Raw genomic sequence first — 19562 nt, forward strand, 5'->3', positions numbered from 1 at the left:
GGTCCCCGGGCACCAACCCGTGGACGACCGGGGTCCCCGCCCGGGGGGGGGGGGGAGTTCATCCGCCCGGGCGGATGAACTCCGCCACCGGACCTGCCGTACTCATCCTCCTTGCGTAACGTTCGCGGTGTGAACCCGTCATCGACCCCGCCCTCAGGACCCTCGCGGGCCTCCGGGTCGGTCTCGACGAGTCCGCCGCCACAGCGCACGCGATCCCACGGGCCGGAACCGCATCTCGGTGCGACCCCCCAGGGTGTCCATCATCTGGCCCCGTCGGTTCGGGGACTCCGGGGACTGCTCGGCCTGTCCGGTCTCCGGCGCCTGGTCGCGGTGCGGTTGCTGGTCTCGTTCGGTGACGGCGCGTTCCAGGGCGCACTGGCCGGCGCGATCCTCTTCGACCCGTCGCAGCGTTCCAGCCCGGGCGAGATCGCCACCGGCTTTGCGGTGCTGTTGCTGCCTTACTCGATTCTGGGTCCGTTCGCCGGCGCGCTGCTCGACCGCTGGAGTCGCCGGCAGGTATTGGTCTGGGCCAACCTGGCCCGCGGCGCCGTGATCGCCGTACTCGGTGTTCTGCTGGTGTTCGGCACCCCGCTCTGGGTCCAGTTCCTTGCCGCCCTGGTGGTGACGGGGTCGGGCAGGTTCATCGGCTCGGGTCTGTCTGCGTCGTTACCGCACGTGGTGGCCACGGATTCACTGGTCGGCGCGAACTCGCTCGCCACCACCGTCGGGTCGATCGCGACGCTGCTGGGCGCCGGATTCGCGCTCGGCATCCGGTCGTTGGTCGGCAAGGGTGACGGGCCGACGGCGATCGCCACCGCCTCGGTGCTGCTGTTCTACCTGGCCGCCGCGTTCGTGGTGGGCAAGTTCGCCCGCGCCGCCCTCGGTCCCGACGAGACGGACGAGCCGCCGCAGCCGATCCGAGCCATCCTGCAGGGCTTCGCCGCCGGATTCAAACACGCCCTCGAGAGGCGGACCGTCGGCGTCAACATCCTGATGGTGATGGTGGTCCGCTGCTGCGTCGGCATGTCGACGCTGGTCGTCCTGCTGCTGTTCCAGCACTACTTCACCCGGCATCACGGGATCTTCCGGGCCGGTCTGTCCGGCGTGCTCGAGGTGCTCGGCGTGGCCGGAGCCGGCCTCTTCCTCGGTGCGATCGCGACGGCGCCGATGGTCCGCTGGGTGGGCCGCACACGTTATCTGGTCTGCCTGCTGACCTTTGCCGCCCTCGTGGTGGTGATCGCCGGCACGCAGTTCACCCAGCTCGGCACGATGATCACCGCGCTGGTGTTCTCGTTCACCTATCAGTCGTCGAAGATCTGCGCCGACACGGTGGTGCAGTCCGACTGCGACGACGCCCACATTGGACGCGTCTTCGCGTTGTACGACACCCTGACCAACGTCTTCTACGTGGCCGGTTTCGAGATCGGCGCCGCGCTCGTGCCGTTCAACGGGCGCAGCTACCTGCTGGTCGTGCTCGTCAGCGTGGTGTTCCTGATTGCCGCTGCCGGCTACGGACTGGGCATGCGAGCCCTCGTCCGGCGCGGGGCGGTACAGGCGAAAGCCGGCATCTCCATGGTTGCGCCTTCGAGCCTGAACGATCCGCACTACCGTTCGTGACGATGCACCAGTAGGGACGACGCACGACTAGAACTGTGCCGCAGTAGAACGTTGCGGCAGAAGGACTGTGCCGCAGTAGACCCCTGCAGCAGCAGGACGCCACCTGTATGAACGTGCGGCGGTCAGTCAGAAGCCGTGCTGGAAGTCCTGGTGAGCCGGCTCGTCAGCGCTCGTCGCGACGTGGGCGAAGGGGTCGTCGTCACTGCCGACCACCCACGTGTGGTCCGAGTCGCCACTGCCGTCGTCGGTCCCGAGGTCAGGGGTGTCCGGGGCCGATGCCGGCGGCGGTGTATCCGTGCCGTGGTCAGGTGGCGGCGTCGCCGCACTGGCACCGGCACCGGCCGACGTGACGTCGCCGTGGATGGCGTCGGCCTCGTTCCAATGACCGTCGCCTGACGGGTCGTGATAGGCGGTGTCGTACACGCCGTCGTGATGCGAGGACACCAGGATCGTGTCCACCTTCCCGTCACCGTTCGAGTCCCAGGCGATCGAATCGTGGTGCCCGGAGCCGTCGAAGTCCAGGTACAGACCGTCCGGATGACCGTCCCCGTTCACATCGACGTGCGCTTCACCCGTATAGGTGTGGGTCGGAGTGCTGCTGTCACCGAAGGAGTAGGTGAGGACCTGGTCGGCAGTGTCCGGGCTCAGCGTCACGGTGGACGCACCGGAGTGGTCGGCCGGCGGCTCCACCTCGGCCGCGGGCGGCCCGTCGAACGGCTCTGCGGCGTCCCAGTGACCGTTGCCGGACGGGTCGTAGTAGGCGGTGTCGTAGACGCCGTCGTGATGCGAGGACACCAGGATCGTGTCCACCTTCCCGTCACCGTCAGAATCCCAGGCGATCGAATCATGGTGCCCGGAGCCGTCGAAATCCAGGTACACCCCATCCACGTGACCGTCACCGTTCACATCGACATCAGCTGCACTGCTGTAGGTCTCAGTCGGTGTCTGGGAGTCACCGAAGGAATAGGTGAGTGTGGTCACCGTGCTGTCCTTCCCGTGCGATGGAACTGTCAGGGGGTCGTTCGTGTCCGGGTTACTGCATCAGCAGTCGGGCTGTGTGGCCAGGATCGGGGAACATCCCGGGGACCGACACGCCTTCAGACGGGAGGACGTTCCGGCTGGTTCCGCCCATCCTGGACCGATTCGTGTGGCATCGACAGAACTGTCACACCCAGCACCTGGGCGGTGGCTGACCGTGCCCCGACTACGAGGGTGGGGCGTCACTGCTCGGTTCTCTTGGCTGACCCCAGTTCCGAGTCCAGCTCCGGTTCCGAACCCGAACCCGGTTCCGGTCTCGGCTGCGTCACCGAATCGGTTCCGGCGCCGGGGTCTGGCCCGGGTTCCGGGTCGATGGTGAATGCCGGGCCGGAATCGGGCTCGGGTTCGGATGTCAGGTCTGGTTCGGGTGTCGGGCCGGTTGGTGGTGTCGGGTTTGGTTCGGGTGTCGGGTCGGGCCAGTTTTCTGCCGGCAGGGGTGGGTCGGGGGTGGTGTAGGTGTGGCCGGTGGGGGTGGTCCATTGGTTGGTGTGCGGGGTGGTGCGGGTGCTGTGGTGGCCGGCGTGGGTTTTGGCGCGGTGGTCGCCTCGGCATTTGTTGTCCAGGTTGTGGGCGGCGGTCGGTCCTGATGGTGCGGGTTGCAGGTGGTCCAGGTCGCAGCGTCGGCCGGGGACGGTGCAGATGGGGTTGGTGCAGGTGCCGTCGCGGAAGGTGAGGGCGTGGCCGAGTGTGCGGGAGGGGAACCGGCCGAGTTCGGTGGTGGCCAGGAGGTTCCCGGTCTGGTCGGTGAGCAGTTGGTAGAACAGGGTGCCGGGTTGGTGGGCGTAGTCGCGGATGGTGTCGGCGGGGATGAGGGCGGAGCGGTCGGCGAGTTGGCCGGGGGTGTCGGTGTAGCCGAACAGCGATTGGACGGTGATGATGACGCCGATGGTGACCGGTAGCGGCCGCGCGGGGTGCGGTTGGGGGCAGGGGGTGATGACGGGCCGGCCGGGGCGTTCGGGGTCCCGCGGCTGGGTTGCCGGGCCGCCTGGACCGGTGCCGGGTGGCGCGGGGTCGGCGGGGTATGTGGTGGGTTGGGTGCGGGGGTCGGGGCGGAACGCCGACGGCGGCAGGTCCCACTCGTCCTGGACAGCAACGTCCTGCGCGGTCGTGTCTTCGAGGTCGGCACCTTCAGGCGCAGCGTCGTCGGGGACCTTGCCGGCGTCCGGGCCGTCGCTGCGCTCGTCGACTGCGTCCTCGGCCTGCCCGGCCTGCTCGGCGTCCTCGGCGTGTTCGGCCCGCTCGGCCTGCTCGGCCCGCTCGGCTTGCCCGGCCTGCTCGGCGTCCTCGGCCCGCTCGGCCCGCTCGGGGTCGTCGACTTCGGCGGCGTTCTCGTCGACCGCGTCGTCTTCGACAAATTCGTCGTCTTCCCAGGCGACGTGGCAGCCGTTGCTGACCCGACCCAACACCAGATCGACCAGCACATCGGCGCGGCGCTGCGCCCAGGTCCGCCGATCACCCGGCTCCACCAACCCCGCCACCGCGTTCAACACCTGATCCACCGCATCGGCATCGACCGCCGAGATCGCCGCCGACAAAAACGAGATCCCATCGACATCGGGCCGGACCGAGACATACCGGTCGGCGAAAGACCGCCGCAACCGCTCGTTCGTCTGATCCGGTTCGACCTTCGCGACGAACTCGTTCAACCAGCGACCCAGCAGCTCCGCGGTCTTGCACGTCGCCACCGGCACCACCAACAAATTCAACAACCGTTTCGAGGAGTCCCGGGTCAGCCGCAGCAACGCACTGCTGATCTTGCCCGCCCGGCGCAGGTCCACATCCCCGGCCAGCCACGCATCCCACACCCGCGGCGCCTCCTCCTGCAGCCGCCGGGTGATCCCCATCGTCCGCTGCACCGAAAACTTGGTGACCTTCACCGCCAGCCCGATCTCCGTCGCCGCGAACTCGCCCGGCTCGTACCGCGCCGAGATCCCCACCCCGGTGCGGTCGGCGATCCGCCGGACGTCCACATCGTGGCGCAACGCGGCGAACTGCACCATCAACTCCGCCTGCCGCGCCTGCGCACAGGCCAGAACCCGCTGCTGGCAGGACAACTCATCAACCAACGCAGCCGCCCGCTCGGCCTGCACATCGGTGGCTGTCCCCATACCAAAACCCTAGACCGGACCACCGACAGTCACTCCAAGTCAGCAACCCGATACGAACGGGTGTAGCGGGTAGGTGCCTGGATCCAGTTCATCCGGACTACGGCTGCCGCGAGCCGATCCTGTGCTCCGCGACGAAAAGACGTCGCAGATAGGCTCGCCTGGTGCCTTCCTCTGAGCGCGAGTCGTTCTACGACGCCCCCGGCGTCCACGACCGGTACCTCGCCCATCGCGAGCACACGCGACTCAGCCCGAACCACGTCATGGAAGAGCCTGCATTCTTGACCGAGGTGGGTGACCCAGCTGGATTGCGGATTCTCGACCTCGGATGTGGCGACGGTGCATTCGGAAGGCTGTTGCTGGCGGCAGGAGCGCGCAGCTACTTCGGCGTCGACAACTCGCACCACATGGTCGAGCAGGCCACAAGAACCCTCGTCGGCACGACCGGAAGAGCGGATCTTGCTGATATCCAAGACTTCTCACCCCCAGCTCGTTCGGCGGACCTGGTGACCGCTCGACTCTCGCTGCACTATGTCGCCGATCTCGACCGCGTGCTCGCCACCTGCGTTCGAGCGCTCGCGCCCGGTGGACGCCTCATCATGACCGTCGTGCATCCGGTCATCACCAGCTACGACAATCGCACCGCAGGCCCCCGCACCACCTGGACCGTCGACGACTACTTCAACCCGGGACCGCGCCTTCGAGACTGGATGGGCGCGCAGGTCACCTGGCACCACCGAACGGTGGAGAACTACGTCGCGGCCATGACAGGAGCTGGCATGACCGTGACCTCACTGCGGGAGTGTGCGCCGGATCCAGCCCACTTCGAAGGTGACACCGACGAGTACATCAGACGTCGACGCGTTCCGTTGTTCCTGCTGCTCAGCGGTCGTCGCCCCGCGGGCAGTCGAGCCTGACCTACCGCGGCTGGACGGACTCCGGCCGGTGCCTCAATTCATCCCGTCGCGCCGGTGTTTCTGCCGGCCCGTCTTTTGCCAGTATCGCTTTGCCCTAGACATCGGATGACTCGTCGGCCATGCTCGAGCCCGAAGGCGCAATGACGCGCAGGTTCGTGCGGTACCGCCTCGAGAACTCCGATGAATCAGGAGGCCGTACTCGTGGTGCGTTCCAACGGAACCTCAGGACCGGATCGTCGTACCGTGCTCAAGGCGGGCGGCCTGGTCGCGCTCTCGCCGGTGGTCGCGACCCTGCTGGGCCGCGGGACCGCGGCAGCGGGTGCGCCGGAGCTCGCCGGTGCTGCGGCGGGTGCGCCCCGGACATGGCCGACCCTCTCATCCACCGCACTCCGGTACACGAGCCCCGCCACGTCGTGGGAGAACGAGGCACTCCCGCTGGGCAACGGCCGACTCGGCGCCATGATGTTCGGCGGTCCGGACACCGAACGCATCCACCTCAACGAGCAGAGCCTCTGGGGCGGCGTCAACAACTACGACAACGCGCTGGCCGGCCAACCGGACGGCGCATACGACACCGGCATGCTGGGCTTCGGCTCCTTCCGGAACTTCGGCAACCTGACGCTGACCTTCGGTGCCGGCGGCCCGGTGTTGAGCGCGCCGGGCGGCCCGTACGACACGTCGTCGAACGAGACGGTCCGCGCCAGCACGGACGGCCAGGCGGCACGAAGTGGTGCGTCATCGACCCGCCGGTCGCGGTGCTCTGGCAGGTCGAGCTGCCGACACCCGTTGCGGTGAAGGGCTTCGCACTCACCAGCGCCAATGATGTTCCCGAGCGGGACCCCCGTGAGTGGGTGCTCGCCGGGTCGACCGATGGCCGCAGCTGGACCACCGTCGACGAGCGCACGCTGCCAGCCCCGTTCGAGACCCGCGGTCAGACGAAGCGCTTCACCCTGACGAACACCACCGCCTACCGGTGGTACCGGTTCACCTTCGTTCCGGCAGCCGGGGTCAGCCACTTCCAGGTCGCCGAGATCGCCTTGGACGGCGTCGACTTCGCCGGTGCGACGACGGTGTACGTCAGCTCGCCGAGCGGCCACGGTGACGGTCGATCGGCCGCAACCGATCTCTCCCGGTCCGTCGACGGTTCAACCGGAACGGTCTGGACTGCCCTGGTCCAGGACGCGAACCCCGTCGTCTGGCAGGCCAACCTCAGCAAGTCGGCAGCACTGTCGGCAGTGCGACTCACCAATGGCACCAACAGATCCCGGGTCGATCCCGTCGGCTGGACGCTGGCCGGCTCCACGGACGGATCCACCTGGGTGACGCTGTCGGAGCGGGCCGTTGGTCGGCCGTTCGCGGGTCCCGGTCAGACGCTGACCCTCTCGGTCACCGATCGCACCGCGTACAACCGGTACCGACTCCTGCTGCAGGTGCCGCGCGGCGCCCGTCAGCTGGACGTGTCCGAGGTGGCGCTGGTGGGGTCGGGTCTGGAAGGCAGCGCAGCGGACGTTGTCGTCGACTACCAACGTGCACTCGACCTGACCACCGGCGTCCACCAGACCCGGTTCGTCTCCGGGAACCGGCGATTCCTCCGCGAGGCCTTCGCCTCCCGCGAAGCCGACGTGATGATCTTCCGCTACACCGCGGATGTCGGAAAAGCGTTGTCCGGCAGCATTTCTCTCGCTTCCGGCCAGGGCGCACCGACCACCGTCTCCTCGGACGGACGGACCATCGCTTTCGCCGGCGAGATGGGCAACGGCCTGAAACACGCCTGCGCAGTCCGCGTACTGGCGGGCGGCGGCACCCTCGCTGCCGACGGCACGAGCATCGACTTCCAGCAGTGCACCACGCTGACCCTCGTCGTCGACGCCCGGACGAACTACGCGATGGACGCGGCGGCCGGTTGGCGGGGCTCGGACCCGGCACCGGTGGTGGCCGCGGCGACGGCGACGGCCTCGCGGCGGAGTTTCGACGCGCTCAAGCGGGAACACACGCGCGCGTTCTCCTCGCTGATGCAGCGCGTCCAGGTCGACTGGGGACGGACGGACCCTGCGGTGCAGGCGATGTCGACACCTGCGCGCCTGACCCGGTACTCCGGAGGCGAGGCCGATCCATCACTGGAGCAGGCGCTGTTCGCCTACAGCCGCTACCTGTTGGCCAGCTCGTCCCGGCCCGACGGGTTGCCGGCCAACCTCCAGGGGCTGTGGAACGAGCAGGACCAGCCGGCCTGGGCCTCCGACTACCACACCAACATCAACGTCCAGATGAACTACTGGGGCGCCGAGAGCACCGACCTGCCGGGCTCCCATGAGGCGCTGGCGAACTTCATCGAACAGGTCGCCATCCCGAGCCGGGTGGCCACCCGCAATGCCTTCGGGCCGGACACCCGCGGCTGGACGGCCAGGACGAGTCAGAGCATCTTCGGCGGCAACTCCTGGGAGTGGAACACCGTCGCGAGCGCCTGGTATGCGCAGCACCTCTGGGAGCACTTCGCTTTCACCCAGGACGTCGACTACCTGCGCACCCAGGCGTATCCGTTGATCAAGGAGATCTGCCAGTTCTGGGAGGACCGGTTGATCGAGGACGCGAACGGGCATCTCGTCGCCCCCGACGGCTGGTCGCCGGAACACGGGCCGCGCGAGAACGGGGTGATGTACGACCAGCAGATCATCTGGGACCTGTTCCAGAACTGCCTCGACGCCTCGACCACCCTGAAGGTGGACAAGAAGTACCGCACCGTGGTCGCGGACCTGCAGAAGCGTCTGGCGCCCAACAAGATCGGGGCCTGGGGTCAGCTGCAGGAGTGGCAGACCGACCGCGACGATCCGGCCGACATCCATCGGCACACCTCGCACCTGTTCGCGGTGTATCCGGGACGGCAGATCACCCCGGGCAAGGATGCGGCGTTGGCAGCTGCTGCTCTGGTGTCGCTCAAGGCGCGCTGTGGCGAGAAGGAGGGCGAGCCGTTCACCGCGGGCACCGTCTCCGGCGACAGCCGGCGGTCCTGGACCTGGCCGTGGCGGTGCGCGCTCTTCGCGCGGCTGGGCGACGCCGAGCGGGCGGTGATCATGATCCGCGGGCTGCTGACCTACAACACGCTGCCCAACCTCTTCGCCAACCATCCACCGTTCCAGTTGGATGGCAACCTCGGCATCTCGGGTGCGGTCACCGAGATGCTGCTGCAGAGTCACGCCGGCGAGATCTCGCTGCTCCCAGCCATCCCGGCGGCCTGGCAGCGTTTCGGTTCCTTCAGCGGTCTGCGGGCCAGGGGTGGCTATCGGGTCAGCTGCCGGTGGCGCAACGGGCGGGTCACCGAGTACTCGATCGTCGCCGATCGGGCCAGGAACCGGGACGCGGTCACGGTCCGCGTCAACGGCACGGTCGTCTCGGTGAAGCCGCAGCGCGGCTGAGCGGCGTCGGTGTGCGGCCAGGTCGGTGACCAGTCCTGCCCCGTCAGGCCGCCACCACCCGGTCCCGGCCCTCGCGTTTCGCGGCGTAGAGGGCGACGTCCGCACGCCCGACGCAGGCGGCGGCCGGTTCGTCGGGTTGCCAGACGGCGTAGCCGATCGAGCAGGTCTGAGTCCCGGGTACCACGGCGCGGATGTGCTGGAGCACGCCCCCGATGCGCTGCCCGTCATCGCCGGCGAGCGCCAGGATGAACTCCTCTCCGCCCCAGCGCGCGAACAGGTCGTCCTCGTCCAGCGCAGCGCGGACGTCGACGGCGAATTGGCACAGCAGCTGGTCACCGGCCGCGTGGCCGAAACTGTCGTTGTAGGCCTTGAAGTTGTCGAGGTCGATCAGCGCAATGGTCAGCGGCACCGACTCCTGCTTCGACCGCTCCATCAACCGGAGCAGGCTCGTCTCCCACGCCCGTCGGTTGAGCGCGCCGGTGAGCGGATCAGTTGTCGCGGACTTCTCCAGCTCGGACCGCAACTGGGCCGCATGCAGCGATGCGCCGGCCTCCACGGCGAGTACCCGCACGGCGTCGACCGACGGATCCTGCGTAGTCGAGACCGGATGCGGCCACGTCACCTGCAGCACGGCGATCACCTCGCCCTCGACGAGCACCGGTTCCCAGAGCACGCTCACCGGCGCATCCTGTGTCGACGGCACCATCACGGGACGACCGGTGTGGCGCACCAGGTCCGGTGTCGATCCGGCCGGTGGGACAGCGTCGTCGGTCAGGCCGTCAGCCGCCGTCACGGCCAGCAGACCCTGGCCGCCGGGTTCGAGCAGCCGCACCTCCTGGGCCCCGGACAGCGATCGGACCGAGGCGACGACCACCGGACGTGGGTCGGTCCCGGACTGCACGCATCGGGCGACAGCAGCGATAGCGGCCAACTCCTCCTCGGAGCGGCGCAGCGCGTTCTCCGCCTCCTTCCGATCAGTGATGTCCTGGGAGATCGCGAGCGTCCAGGGCTCACCGTTCGGACCGACCGCCGGGGTGATGTTCACCCAGGCGTACCTGATGCTCCCGTCCGGCCAGAAGAAGCGCATCTCGGCCCGCATGACGTGATCCGGGCTGGTCATCTGCCCGGATTCCGACCCGGAGATGAGGTCGAAATCGTCGGGATGGGCGAAGTCCAGGGCCGACCGCCCCACCAGCGCGTCGGGTTCCACTCCCATCAGCCGTCCGAAGGCGTCGTTGACCTGGATCCACCGACCGCTCTCGTCCGACAACCCGATGCCGACCGGGCTGCGTTCGAACAGGGACCGGAACCGCCGGGCGGACTCCTGCAACTCGGCTCGGACGGCCGTCAACTCGGTGACATCGGTAGAGACACCGGCGATGGCATACGTCAGGCCGTGCTCGTCGACGAGCGGGAACTTGGTCGATTGGTAGGTGCGGACGTTCCCGCCCGGAAAGATCCACTCCTCGGTGAAGGTCGTCAAAGAATCGATCTCCACCGCTTCGGAGTCCGCGGGTTGCGGCCGCCGTGCCCGGCGGGGCGACGAGATCTCCGCCTCGACCCGCCCGATGATCGCACCGGTCCCCTGCCCGACGGCCCGGTCCACGGCAGCGTTGGCGAACAGGTACCGGCCCTCCAGATCCTTGGCGAAGACCAGTACGTCGGTGTGGGCCAGTACTTCGTCCAGTAGGTAGCGGTTCTGTCGCAACTCGCTCTCCACCAACGCCTTTGCTGCGATCTCGGACGTCAGGACGGCAGTCTGACGGCGTAGTTCGAGCTGGCTCACCACCTGACGGGCGACCAGCGCGAGGTCAGCCAGCGCCGCCTCGCCGAGCACCCTGGGTACGGTGTCCATCACGCAGAGGGCGCCCATCACATGTCCATCCGAAGTGACCAGGGGAGCGCCGGCGTAGCACCGGATCCCGGGGGCATCGGTCACCAGCGGATTCTCGGCGAAACGATTGTCCCGCAGGGTGTCCGGCACCATCAGGATGCCGGTCTGCTGCACCACGTGGTGACACAGCGACGTCCCGCGGTCGACCTGCTCGTCCGCGACGCCCACCCGCGCCTTGAACCAGGCCCGGTCGGCATCGATCAGGCTCACGACGGCCATCGGCGCCGCGCAGAGGCGGGCGGCCAAGGCGGCCAGGTCGTCGAAGGCCTGCTCCGGCGGAGTGTCCAGGATGCCCAGGTCCAGTAGTGCCTCGATCCGCGACCGCTCGGTTGCCGGATCGCCGGGCGGGAGTCCGGCGACGGACGTCGCCTCTCGCACGATCACGCCCACCCTCCTTTCGATCCGCTGCACTCGATCCAGAGCACTCGAACCAGAGCACTCGAACCAGAGCACTCGAACCACAGCGCACGATCCGACCCAGGCTGAACTGTCCGCCGGGCGGGGCCACCTGCGCAAGAGTCGACCAGGGAGCAACGGATCAGACGTTGCGCACCAGTTCCACGACCGAAGGCCGCCGATCGTTCCTGTTGCGGTGGTCCTCGATGAAATTCTGAGCGGCCACCGGGCCCAGCGACGGCGAGACCAGGTAGCCCTGCCCGCTCCGACAGCCCAGCCGCACCAGCGCGTCCAGCTGGATCGGGTGCTCGATGCCCTCGGCGACCGTGCTCAGCCGCAGGTCGGTGGCCAGCCGGACGATGGTGGCGACGAAGGCGTCGCCCTCGCTTTCCGGATCGTTCAAGGGATCGATGAAGGACTTGTCGATCTTCAGGATGTCCACCGGCAGCTGACGCAGGTAGCTGAGCGAGGAGAACCCGGTGCCGAAGTCGTCGATGGCGACCCGGACGCCGAGGCGCCTGACCTCCCGCAGCAGCTCGGCGATGCCGGCCGGGTCGTCCATCAGGACGCTCTCGGTGATCTCCAGGACGAGACTCCGCGCGGCCAGCCCGCTGCTCCGCAGGGCACCGCGCACCATGTCGAGGAAGCCCGGATCCTGCAACTGCCAACTGGACAGGTTGACCGCGACGTCGAGCGGCCTGCCCGCCCTCGACGGCCACTTCGCGGCCTCCCGGCAGGCTGCCATCAGAATCCATCGGCCCAGCGGGAGGATGAAGCGGGACTCCTCGGCAAGTGGGATGAACCTGTCGGGACCGATCATGCCCAGAGTCGGGTGGCGCCAGCCGATCAGGGCCTCGAATCCCTCCAGCGCCTGATCGGACAGCCGGAACTGGGGTTGGTACTCGAGGAAGAACTCGGAACGCTCGAGCGAGCCCGGGAAGCAGTTGAGCAGAGCCGTCTTCTCCAGGAGCCGGGAGCGCATGGCGACTTCGAAGAACACCATCCGGTCCTTGCCCGCCGACTTGGCCTCGTACATCGCTGCATCGGCCTCGCTCAACAGCGCCTGCGTGGTGGTGCCGGGACCGGCCACCGCCACGCCCACGCTGCAGGACAGGGTGATCGACCGATCCGCCAGCCGGAACGGCTGCCGGACGACGGAGACGATCCGCTCCGCGACCGCGACCGCATCCTCGGGACGCTCGGCGTCGTCGAGAAGGACCGCGAACTCGTCCCCGCCGAGCCGGGCGACGATGGCCGTGCCCCGGATGATCGAGTTGAGGCGTTTGGCGACCACCGTCAGCAGGTCGTCGCCGATCTCGTGGCCCATGCCCTCGTTGATCGCCTTGAACTCGTCGAGATCGCAGAAGCACAGCGCCACGAATCGGTCTGACGGAGCGCGGGCCAGCGCCTGGTCGATGCGCTCGCGCAGCTGGCCACGGTTGGCCAACCCGGTCAATCCGTCGTGCGACGCCTGGTGGCGCAGGTCGTCCTCGAGCATGCGCTGGGCGGTGAGCGCCCAACGCAGCGACTCGCTCTGCTGGTGGAGCAGTTCGTTCTGCCCTCTGACCTGCGCGAACAGTCGCCAGACCCGCAACGCGATCAGGCTGAACACGATCACCGACGTGGCCGAGAGGATCGGGCGGTCGAAGGGCAGCTCGGAGAACCCGTCGAGCAGCAGGATCAACGGAGACAACAGCGCGATACCGGCCGCCAGCGGGAGCCAGTAGATCCGGCGTCGGGCCCGCGTCCCGGGCACGTCGACGACGCGACCGATCGATGGGTGAAGGGCCGCGGCGGCCAGCAGCACGTAGTTGAGGAGAAAACCGATGTTCACCGGACCGGCGGCATCGAAAGTACCGCGGATCGACAGCAGATCGAAGGAGAAGTCGGCGACCAGCATGGCAAAGACGGCGACCACCAGTAGTTGGTCCGCGGTGCGGCGGGTCCGGCCCCACAGGATGGTCCCGGAGACGACCGACAACACACCGACGTCCAGCACCGGATAGGTCATCGTGACGAGTTTGCCCAGATCGAAGCCGGTCGTCCGCAGTCCCGTCACCGGATCCACCAGTACCGGACCCATCAGGAAGTGCCAGACCAGACCGATGGTCCCGACGCAGACCGCTGCGGCGTCGGTCCAGCTGTCGCGGCTCCCCCGGGACCCCGAGGACCGGGTGACGCGGAAGATCCCGGCGAACAGCAGCGGGTATCCGGCCAGGTAGAGGATGTCGGCTACCGACGGAGACGGTGGCGCCGCGTCGTCCAGCAGGTCGTAGACGTTCAGCACCACGTCGCCCAGGACGAAGCACCCGGTCGCACCGGCCACCAGGTACCAGCCACCGGCCGACGACGGCCGGTGCAGGCGGACGCCGACGACGATCAGTATCGCGGCGAAGAGTCCGACAGCGTTGTAGGTCAAATCCTTCGCTGCGTCTCCCGGCACCACGAAGTAGGCAGCGATCACGCAGACCCCGAGCCCGAGCACCCACTTCCACGCTGTGTATCTGGTCAGAGTCACCTCGGGTTCCCCTCTGGGCACGGCTGTCGATATTGCTGCAGCAAAGGCTAGTTCGCGGCAGCAAGCTGCAGAGACGGCTATCCAGTTCGACCGGTGCCGTTTTCACCCGATGTAGTAGCGGGTAGCAAATCCACTGTCGGGACAACGTTTTCACCATCCGACCCCGTTGTACCGTGCGTCACCGAACGAGCGGGTTCGGATGATTTCCGGGCCATGGGGTGAATCATCGGAAAAAGAACCACCAGCCGTCACCTCCGGTGATCCATTCCCGGCATCTCCGCCCTCCGGAACGCACCCAACGAGTCTCGGAGGACCCCACCCACGAGCGGGTGTCCCGCCGTGCGGCTCGGAGCGTCCGGGCACCAGGTGAGGCGATGCCCTGACCCGGACAGCCGCCGACTCGACGCCGTCCGAGCCACGATCACTGCGCCGAACAGCACGCAACCGGGCGAGGCGCCGTCAGATATCACCCTCTGCAATACCTGCTTTCACTCGATGGAGGACAGACTCACGCTACCGGTCCATATTATGTTCATTGACGTGACGAAAATCCCCGGTGTGCCTGCGCAATGGAGCGGCCCGGATCAACATCGTCCGACGCAGCTCGAGTTCGAGGCCGTCAGATCGACGCTCCAGGCAATTCCGATGGCTGCCGTCGCCCACACCCTCGACTACGTCGTCATCGCAGCCAACGAGGAGTGCGCCGCCGTCTTCAGGCTGTCGCCCGACGAGATCGCCGGACGCCCGGTCAAGGACTTCATCCCGCTGGCCGACCGGCTGTCCGCGCTGGACACCGCGCGAGCCATCGGCACGGCATCGACGCACGAGGCCAGACCGGCCAGCTCGCTCCGGCGACTGATCGTCGCGGACGGCCAGGAGATGACGTGCTGGATGCACGTGGGCATCGCCGTCATCGACGGGTACCGGTGCTTCCTGGCCTGTATCGACCTGGTCAACCCGGTGCTGTCCGACGCCCATCGCTGGCGACACCGGGCCGAGCACGACGAGCTGACCGGCCTCCGCCGACGAGGAGCACTGCTGGCCGAGGTGGAGCACTGGATCGACTCGGGACGGGCCGTCATGCTCGCGTTCCTCGACATCGACAACTTCAAGTCCGTCAACGACACACACGGCCACGCGGCCGGCGACCACGTGCTGTCCACCCTGTCGCAGCGGCTGGAGCAACACGCCCCGCCGGGATGTGCGGTCGGGCGCCTGTCCGGTGACGAGTTCGTCCTGAGTCACCCCGTCGGCACCTCCGTCGACTCCTACGGTCGGCACGCGGACCCGATGAGGGAACGCCGAATCGCGGACGAGAGCCGGCTGCTCGCGGTCGGAGCGCGCTGCGTCGAGGAGCCGATCGCCTGGGGAGACCACCTGTTGATCATCTCGGTGAGCGTCGGCATCACCATCAGCGAGCCGGGCGAGGACGCCTCGGCGCTGCTGCACCGTGCCGATCACGCGATGTACGAACGCAAGTCCCGGGTCAGCCGGCCGGTTCGCTAGCGGCCGGGTCGGCCGGCTCGTCGGCAACCGGTTCGGCGGCAGCCCGCCCCGGCTCGGCCGGGACCAGACCCTGCTCGGCGGCCCAGGCCAGCAACGCCGCCTCCGCTACCTCGCGTTCGAGCGGACCGTGCTCCAGCCGCAATTCCTTCAGGAACGCCCACGCCTTCCCGACGACCGGTCCCGGCCCGACGCCGAGCAGCACCATGATCGCGTTGCCATCGAGGTCGGGACGGACCCTTGCCAGGTTCTCGGCGGCCCCGATCGCCGCGATCCGCGTCTCCAGGTCGTCGTACGAGCGCTGCAACGCCAGCTGACGACGGCGGTTGCGGGTGGTGCAGTCGGCCCTGACCAGCTTGTTGAGCCGGTCGAGCAGCGGACCGGCATCGGTGACGTAACGACGAACGGCCGAATCCGTCCACGTGCCGTCGCCGTACCCGTGGAACCGCAGGTGCAGGAACGTCAGCTCGGCGACGTCCTCGGTCAACTGCTTGGGGTACTTGAGCTCTCGCATCCGCTTGCGGACGAGCTTCTTGCCGACGACCTCGTGGTGGTGGAAGCTCACGCCGCCGCCGTCGGTGAAACGGCGGGTGGCCGGCTTGCCGATGTCGTGCAGCAGGGCGGCCATCCGGAGCGTCAGGTCGGGGCCGTCCTCCTCCAGCGCGATGGCCTGCTCCAGCACGGTGAGCGAGTGCTCGTAGACATCCTTGTGCTGGTGGTGTTCGTCGCGCTCGAGGATCAGCGCGGGCAGCTCCGGCAGCACATGGGCGGCCAGTCCGGTGGTGGTCAACAGGCTCAGCCCGGCCCGCGGATGGTCGGCCAGCAACAGCTTGGACATCTCCGCGGCGACCCGCTCGACGGTGATCCGGGTGATCTCGTCGGCCATCGCCGTCATCGCGGTCACCACGCGCGTCGCCGGCGTGAAGGACAGCTGGGCGGCGAACCGGGCCGCTCGGAGCATCCGCAACGGGTCGTCGTGGAACGAGTGCTCCGGCGTGCCGGGAGTGTCGAGAACCCCTGCGGCGAGCTGGGTCAGGCCGCCGAACGGATCGGTGAAGCGGTGGTCCGGCAGCGAGACGGCCATCGCGTTGACGGCGAAGTCCCGGCGCAGCAGGTCGCCCTCCAGGGTGTCGCCGAAGGAGACGACCGGATTGCGGGAGTCGCCGTCGTACAGGTCGGTGCGGAAGGTGGTGATCTCCAGCCGCAGCTCCCGCTTGGCCACCCCCACCGTGCCGAAGGCGATCCCCGTCTCCCAGACCGACTCCGCCCAACCGTCGACCAGCGCCAGGATCTGCTCCGGACGGGCGTCGGTGGTGAAGTCGAGGTCGTCCTGAATCCGCCCCAGCAGGGCATCGCGGACGGTGCCCCCGACCAGGTGCAACTCGTGGCCGGCCCTGGCGAACCGGCGTCCCAGTTCGTCGACGATCGGGAAGACCTCGAGCAGCTCGGTGACCGCCGAGCGCTGCAGGGCCGAAAGGGCACCCGGGTCGGACGGTTCGTCGGGGTCGTTCTCGCCGGGCACAGACTGGTCGGAGGTGGACACAACATGCCAGTCTACGGGGCTGCCTTCGATGCGCCGAGGTATCCGCGCGCGGATGACGATCGCACGATGCGATCGTCATCGAATGGCCTTGCGCCAGGTAAACACCAGGCAAACCGGACAAAGGTGCTGTGCTGTCGTCCGTTCACCCCACACCGTGCGTCATTCACGGGGCCGGCCCTGTCCACGAGGTCAAGGATCCGTCTAGTCTCCGAATGACCCTCACCGCCAAGGATTCAGCAACGACAATTCAGCAACTCTGGGAGATTGAATGAGATTCCTCCGTCGAACGCTGGCCGTCGGCGTCATCGCCGGCACGTTCCTCGCCGCCACCTCGCAGTCCGCGTCGGCGACCACTCCCCGCGCCACCATCGCCGCTGCCACCCCGACGGTGGTGAACCTGTTGAACTTCAACGACTTCCATGGGCGGATCGACGCCAACACGGTCAAGTGGGCCGGCACGATCGAGTCGCTGCGGGCCGCCGCGGGCGAGGGCAACAGCCTCCTGCTGTCGGCCGGCGACAACATCAGCGCCTCGTTGTTCGCCTCCGCCTCGCAGGAGGACCAGCCCACCATCGACGTGCTGAACGCCATGGGCCTGGCCGGTTCCGCGGTGGGAAACCACGAATTCGACAAGGGCTACAACGATCTGATCAACCGCGTGATCGCCGACCCGAACAACGCGAGGTGGAACTACCTCGGCGCGAACGTCTACCAGAAGGACACCACCACCCCGGCCCTTCCGTCGTACGCCGTTTATACGATCGACGGCATCAAGATCGGGGTGATCGGCGCCGTCACCAAGGAGACACCGGCACTGGTCAGTCCGGGCGGTATCACCCAGATCGACATCGGCGATCCGGTCACGGCGGTCAATCGCGTCGCGGACCAGCTGACCGACGGCAACGCAGCGAACGGCGAGGCCGACGTCCTGGTCGCCGAGTACCACGAAGGCGCCACCACCGGCAGCGACGTCGGCGGCACGCTCGAGGGCAACCTGGCGCTCGACGGTCCCTTCACCGAGATCGTGAACCAGACCAGCCCGAAGGTGTCGGTGCTGTTCACGGCGCACACCCACCAGCTGTACGCCTGGGACGCGCCGGTGCCCGGATCTCCCGGCGTCACCCGCCCGGTCCTGCAGACCGGCTCCTACGGCACCAACATCGGTGAGGTCTCGCTGAGCATCGACCCGGCGACCAAGAAGGTGCTCTCCTACGCATCGAAGAACGTCCCGCGGGTCACCACCGACGACGCGACTCTCATCGCGACGTACCCGCGGGTCGCGGCAGTCGACACCATCACCAAGAAGGCGATCGCCGACGCTGCCGTCATCGGCAACAAGGTCATCGGCAAGGTCGACGCCGACATCACCACCGCCTTCACCACCACCGACCAGGGACCGGTGCGCGATGACCGCGGCTCGGAATCGACCCTCGGCAACCTGGTAGCGAATGCCCTGCGCGATGGACTGTCCTCCACCGACCTCGGCGCCGCGCAGATCGGCGTCGTCAACCCCGGTGGTCTGCGGGCGGAGCTGCTCTACGCCCCGGACGGCAGCATCACCTACGCGGAGGCCAACGGCGTGCTGCCGTTCGTCAACAACCTCTGGACGCTCACGCTGACCGGCGCGCAGTTCAAGAACGTGCTGGAACAGATGTGGCAACCGGCCGGCTCGTCTCGGCCCTTCCTCGACCTCGGGCTGTCGGACAACGTGACCTACACGCTCGACCCGGCGGCAGCGACCGGCAGGCACATCACCTCCATCACCGTCGACGGCAAGCCGATCAATCCGGCCGCGCCCTACCGGATCGGCACCTTCTCGTTCCTCGGCACCGGTGGTGACAACTTCACCGAGTTCACCAAGGCCACCGACGTGAAGGACACCGGACTGATCGATCGTGACGTCTGGATCAACTACCTGACGGCGAAATCACCGGTCAGCCCGAGCTTCGCGCGGCGCGGCGTCGTCGTCGGTCCACTGCCGAGCGCCGTGACGGCCGGTTCGCCGGTGAGCTTCGGCGTGTCCAAGCTGGACCTGACCAGCCTGGGCAGCCCGGCCAACACCAGCGTCGTCGCGACCATCGACGGCGCCGCGGTCGGCACCTTCCCGGTCACCGCCGGCGCAGCGACCGTGGCCTTCACCGTGCCCGGCGCCCTGGTCGGCGCCAAGACCCTCACCCTGACGGCATCGCCCTCGAAGACGACGGTCAGCATCCCGCTGACGATCGCCAAGAAGCCGACCGCCAAGGGCACGGTGACGGCCAAGCCGTCCACCGTGCGCGCCGGTGGCAAGGTCGCCGTCGGCCTGAAGGCGTGGGACCCGAAGACGAAGCTGACGGTCACCCTCGACGGCAGGAAGGCGGTGGGCAAGGTGGTCACCGACGCCAGCGGCGCTGCCACCCTCGAGATCGAGATCCCGCGCTCGACGAAGGTCGGCGCACACACCGTCGCGGCGACCACGCCGGACGGGGTCTCGAGCTCGGCCGCCCTGGCGGTGACCAAGTTCTGCTTGCCGTTCCCCGGCCCGCATGCCTCCTTCGTCCAGTACCTCGAGTGGATCCTGGCCTGGCTGGCCGGGCGGGCCTGCCAGTAAAGCGGCCTGAGTCCCCGTTCGGCGAACAGTG

The 19562-nt window shown here is 68.1% G+C and carries 11 protein-coding genes; 6 read left to right on the top strand and 5 right to left on the bottom strand.

Annotated elements, in window-relative coordinates:
• The first annotated feature begins 129 nt into the window (after window positions 1–129).
• Entirely contained in the window at window positions 130–1617 is a 1488-nt protein-coding gene (locus tag ABIB25_RS20505; RefSeq protein ID WP_354530380.1) for an MFS transporter, read from the top strand.
• Between the two features lie 126 nt (window positions 1618–1743).
• Here the strand turns inward: ABIB25_RS20505 and ABIB25_RS20510 are convergent, their stop codons facing one another.
• Entirely contained in the window at window positions 1744–2598 is an 855-nt protein-coding gene (locus tag ABIB25_RS20510) for a hypothetical protein (protein WP_354530381.1), read from the bottom strand.
• A gap of 239 nt (window positions 2599–2837) precedes the next feature.
• On the bottom strand, window positions 2838–4763 hold the full coding sequence (locus ABIB25_RS20515; RefSeq protein WP_354530382.1) for a DUF222 domain-containing protein: 1926 nt from the start codon (window positions 4761–4763) through the stop codon (window positions 2838–2840).
• A 161-nt stretch (window positions 4764–4924) separates the two neighbouring features.
• Between ABIB25_RS20515 and ABIB25_RS20520 the strand changes: the two genes are divergently transcribed.
• The 3 genes from ABIB25_RS20520 to ABIB25_RS20530 all read left to right on the top strand — a co-directional run bounded on the left by ABIB25_RS20520 (window position 4925) and on the right by ABIB25_RS20530 (window position 9087).
• Entirely contained in the window at window positions 4925–5677 is a 753-nt protein-coding gene (locus ABIB25_RS20520) for a class I SAM-dependent methyltransferase (RefSeq protein ID WP_354530383.1), read from the top strand.
• A 180-nt stretch (window positions 5678–5857) separates the two neighbouring features.
• Window positions 5858–6472: a glycoside hydrolase N-terminal domain-containing protein gene (locus ABIB25_RS20525; protein WP_354530384.1), complete on the top strand. Its 615-nt coding sequence runs from the start codon at window positions 5858–5860 to the stop codon at window positions 6470–6472.
• On the top strand, window positions 6433–9087 hold the full coding sequence (locus ABIB25_RS20530; RefSeq protein WP_354530385.1) for a glycosyl hydrolase family 95 catalytic domain-containing protein: 2655 nt from the start codon (window positions 6433–6435) through the stop codon (window positions 9085–9087). The genes ABIB25_RS20525 and ABIB25_RS20530 overlap by 40 nt, the downstream gene beginning before the upstream one ends.
• Window positions 9088–9130: 43 nt before the next feature.
• On the opposite strand, the gene ABIB25_RS20535 is transcribed toward ABIB25_RS20530, so the two are convergent.
• Window positions 9131–11365, bottom strand: coding sequence for a diguanylate cyclase domain-containing protein (locus ABIB25_RS20535; protein ID WP_354530386.1), 2235 nt, complete (start codon window positions 11363–11365; stop codon window positions 9131–9133).
• 154 nt (window positions 11366–11519) lie between these two features.
• Entirely contained in the window at window positions 11520–13895 is a 2376-nt protein-coding gene (locus tag ABIB25_RS20540) for a putative bifunctional diguanylate cyclase/phosphodiesterase (RefSeq protein ID WP_354530387.1), read from the bottom strand.
• Between the two features lie 540 nt (window positions 13896–14435).
• On the opposite strand from ABIB25_RS20540, the gene ABIB25_RS20545 reads away from it, so the two are divergent.
• Complete coding sequence (locus ABIB25_RS20545) at window positions 14436–15401, top strand: diguanylate cyclase domain-containing protein (protein WP_354530388.1); 966 nt, start codon at window positions 14436–14438, stop codon at window positions 15399–15401.
• Here the strand turns inward: ABIB25_RS20545 and ABIB25_RS20550 are convergent.
• Window positions 15382–16866 carry a CCA tRNA nucleotidyltransferase gene (locus tag ABIB25_RS20550; RefSeq protein ID WP_502919873.1) on the bottom strand — a complete coding sequence of 495 codons (1485 nt, stop codon included), beginning with the start codon at window positions 16864–16866 and terminating at the stop codon, window positions 15382–15384. The two genes, ABIB25_RS20545 and ABIB25_RS20550, sit on opposite strands and share 20 nt — an antisense overlap.
• A gap of 343 nt (window positions 16867–17209) precedes the next feature.
• On the opposite strand from ABIB25_RS20550, the gene ABIB25_RS20555 reads away from it, so the two are divergent.
• A complete protein-coding gene (locus ABIB25_RS20555) occupies window positions 17210–19531 on the top strand; it encodes a bifunctional metallophosphatase/5'-nucleotidase (protein ID WP_354530389.1) in 2322 nt (773 codons plus the stop codon).
• The last annotated feature ends 31 nt before the right edge of the window (window positions 19532–19562 follow it).

It is taken from the genome of Nakamurella sp. UYEF19 (assembly GCF_040546275.1).
In the GTDB taxonomy this organism is placed as follows: domain Bacteria; phylum Actinomycetota; class Actinomycetes; order Mycobacteriales; family Nakamurellaceae; genus Nakamurella.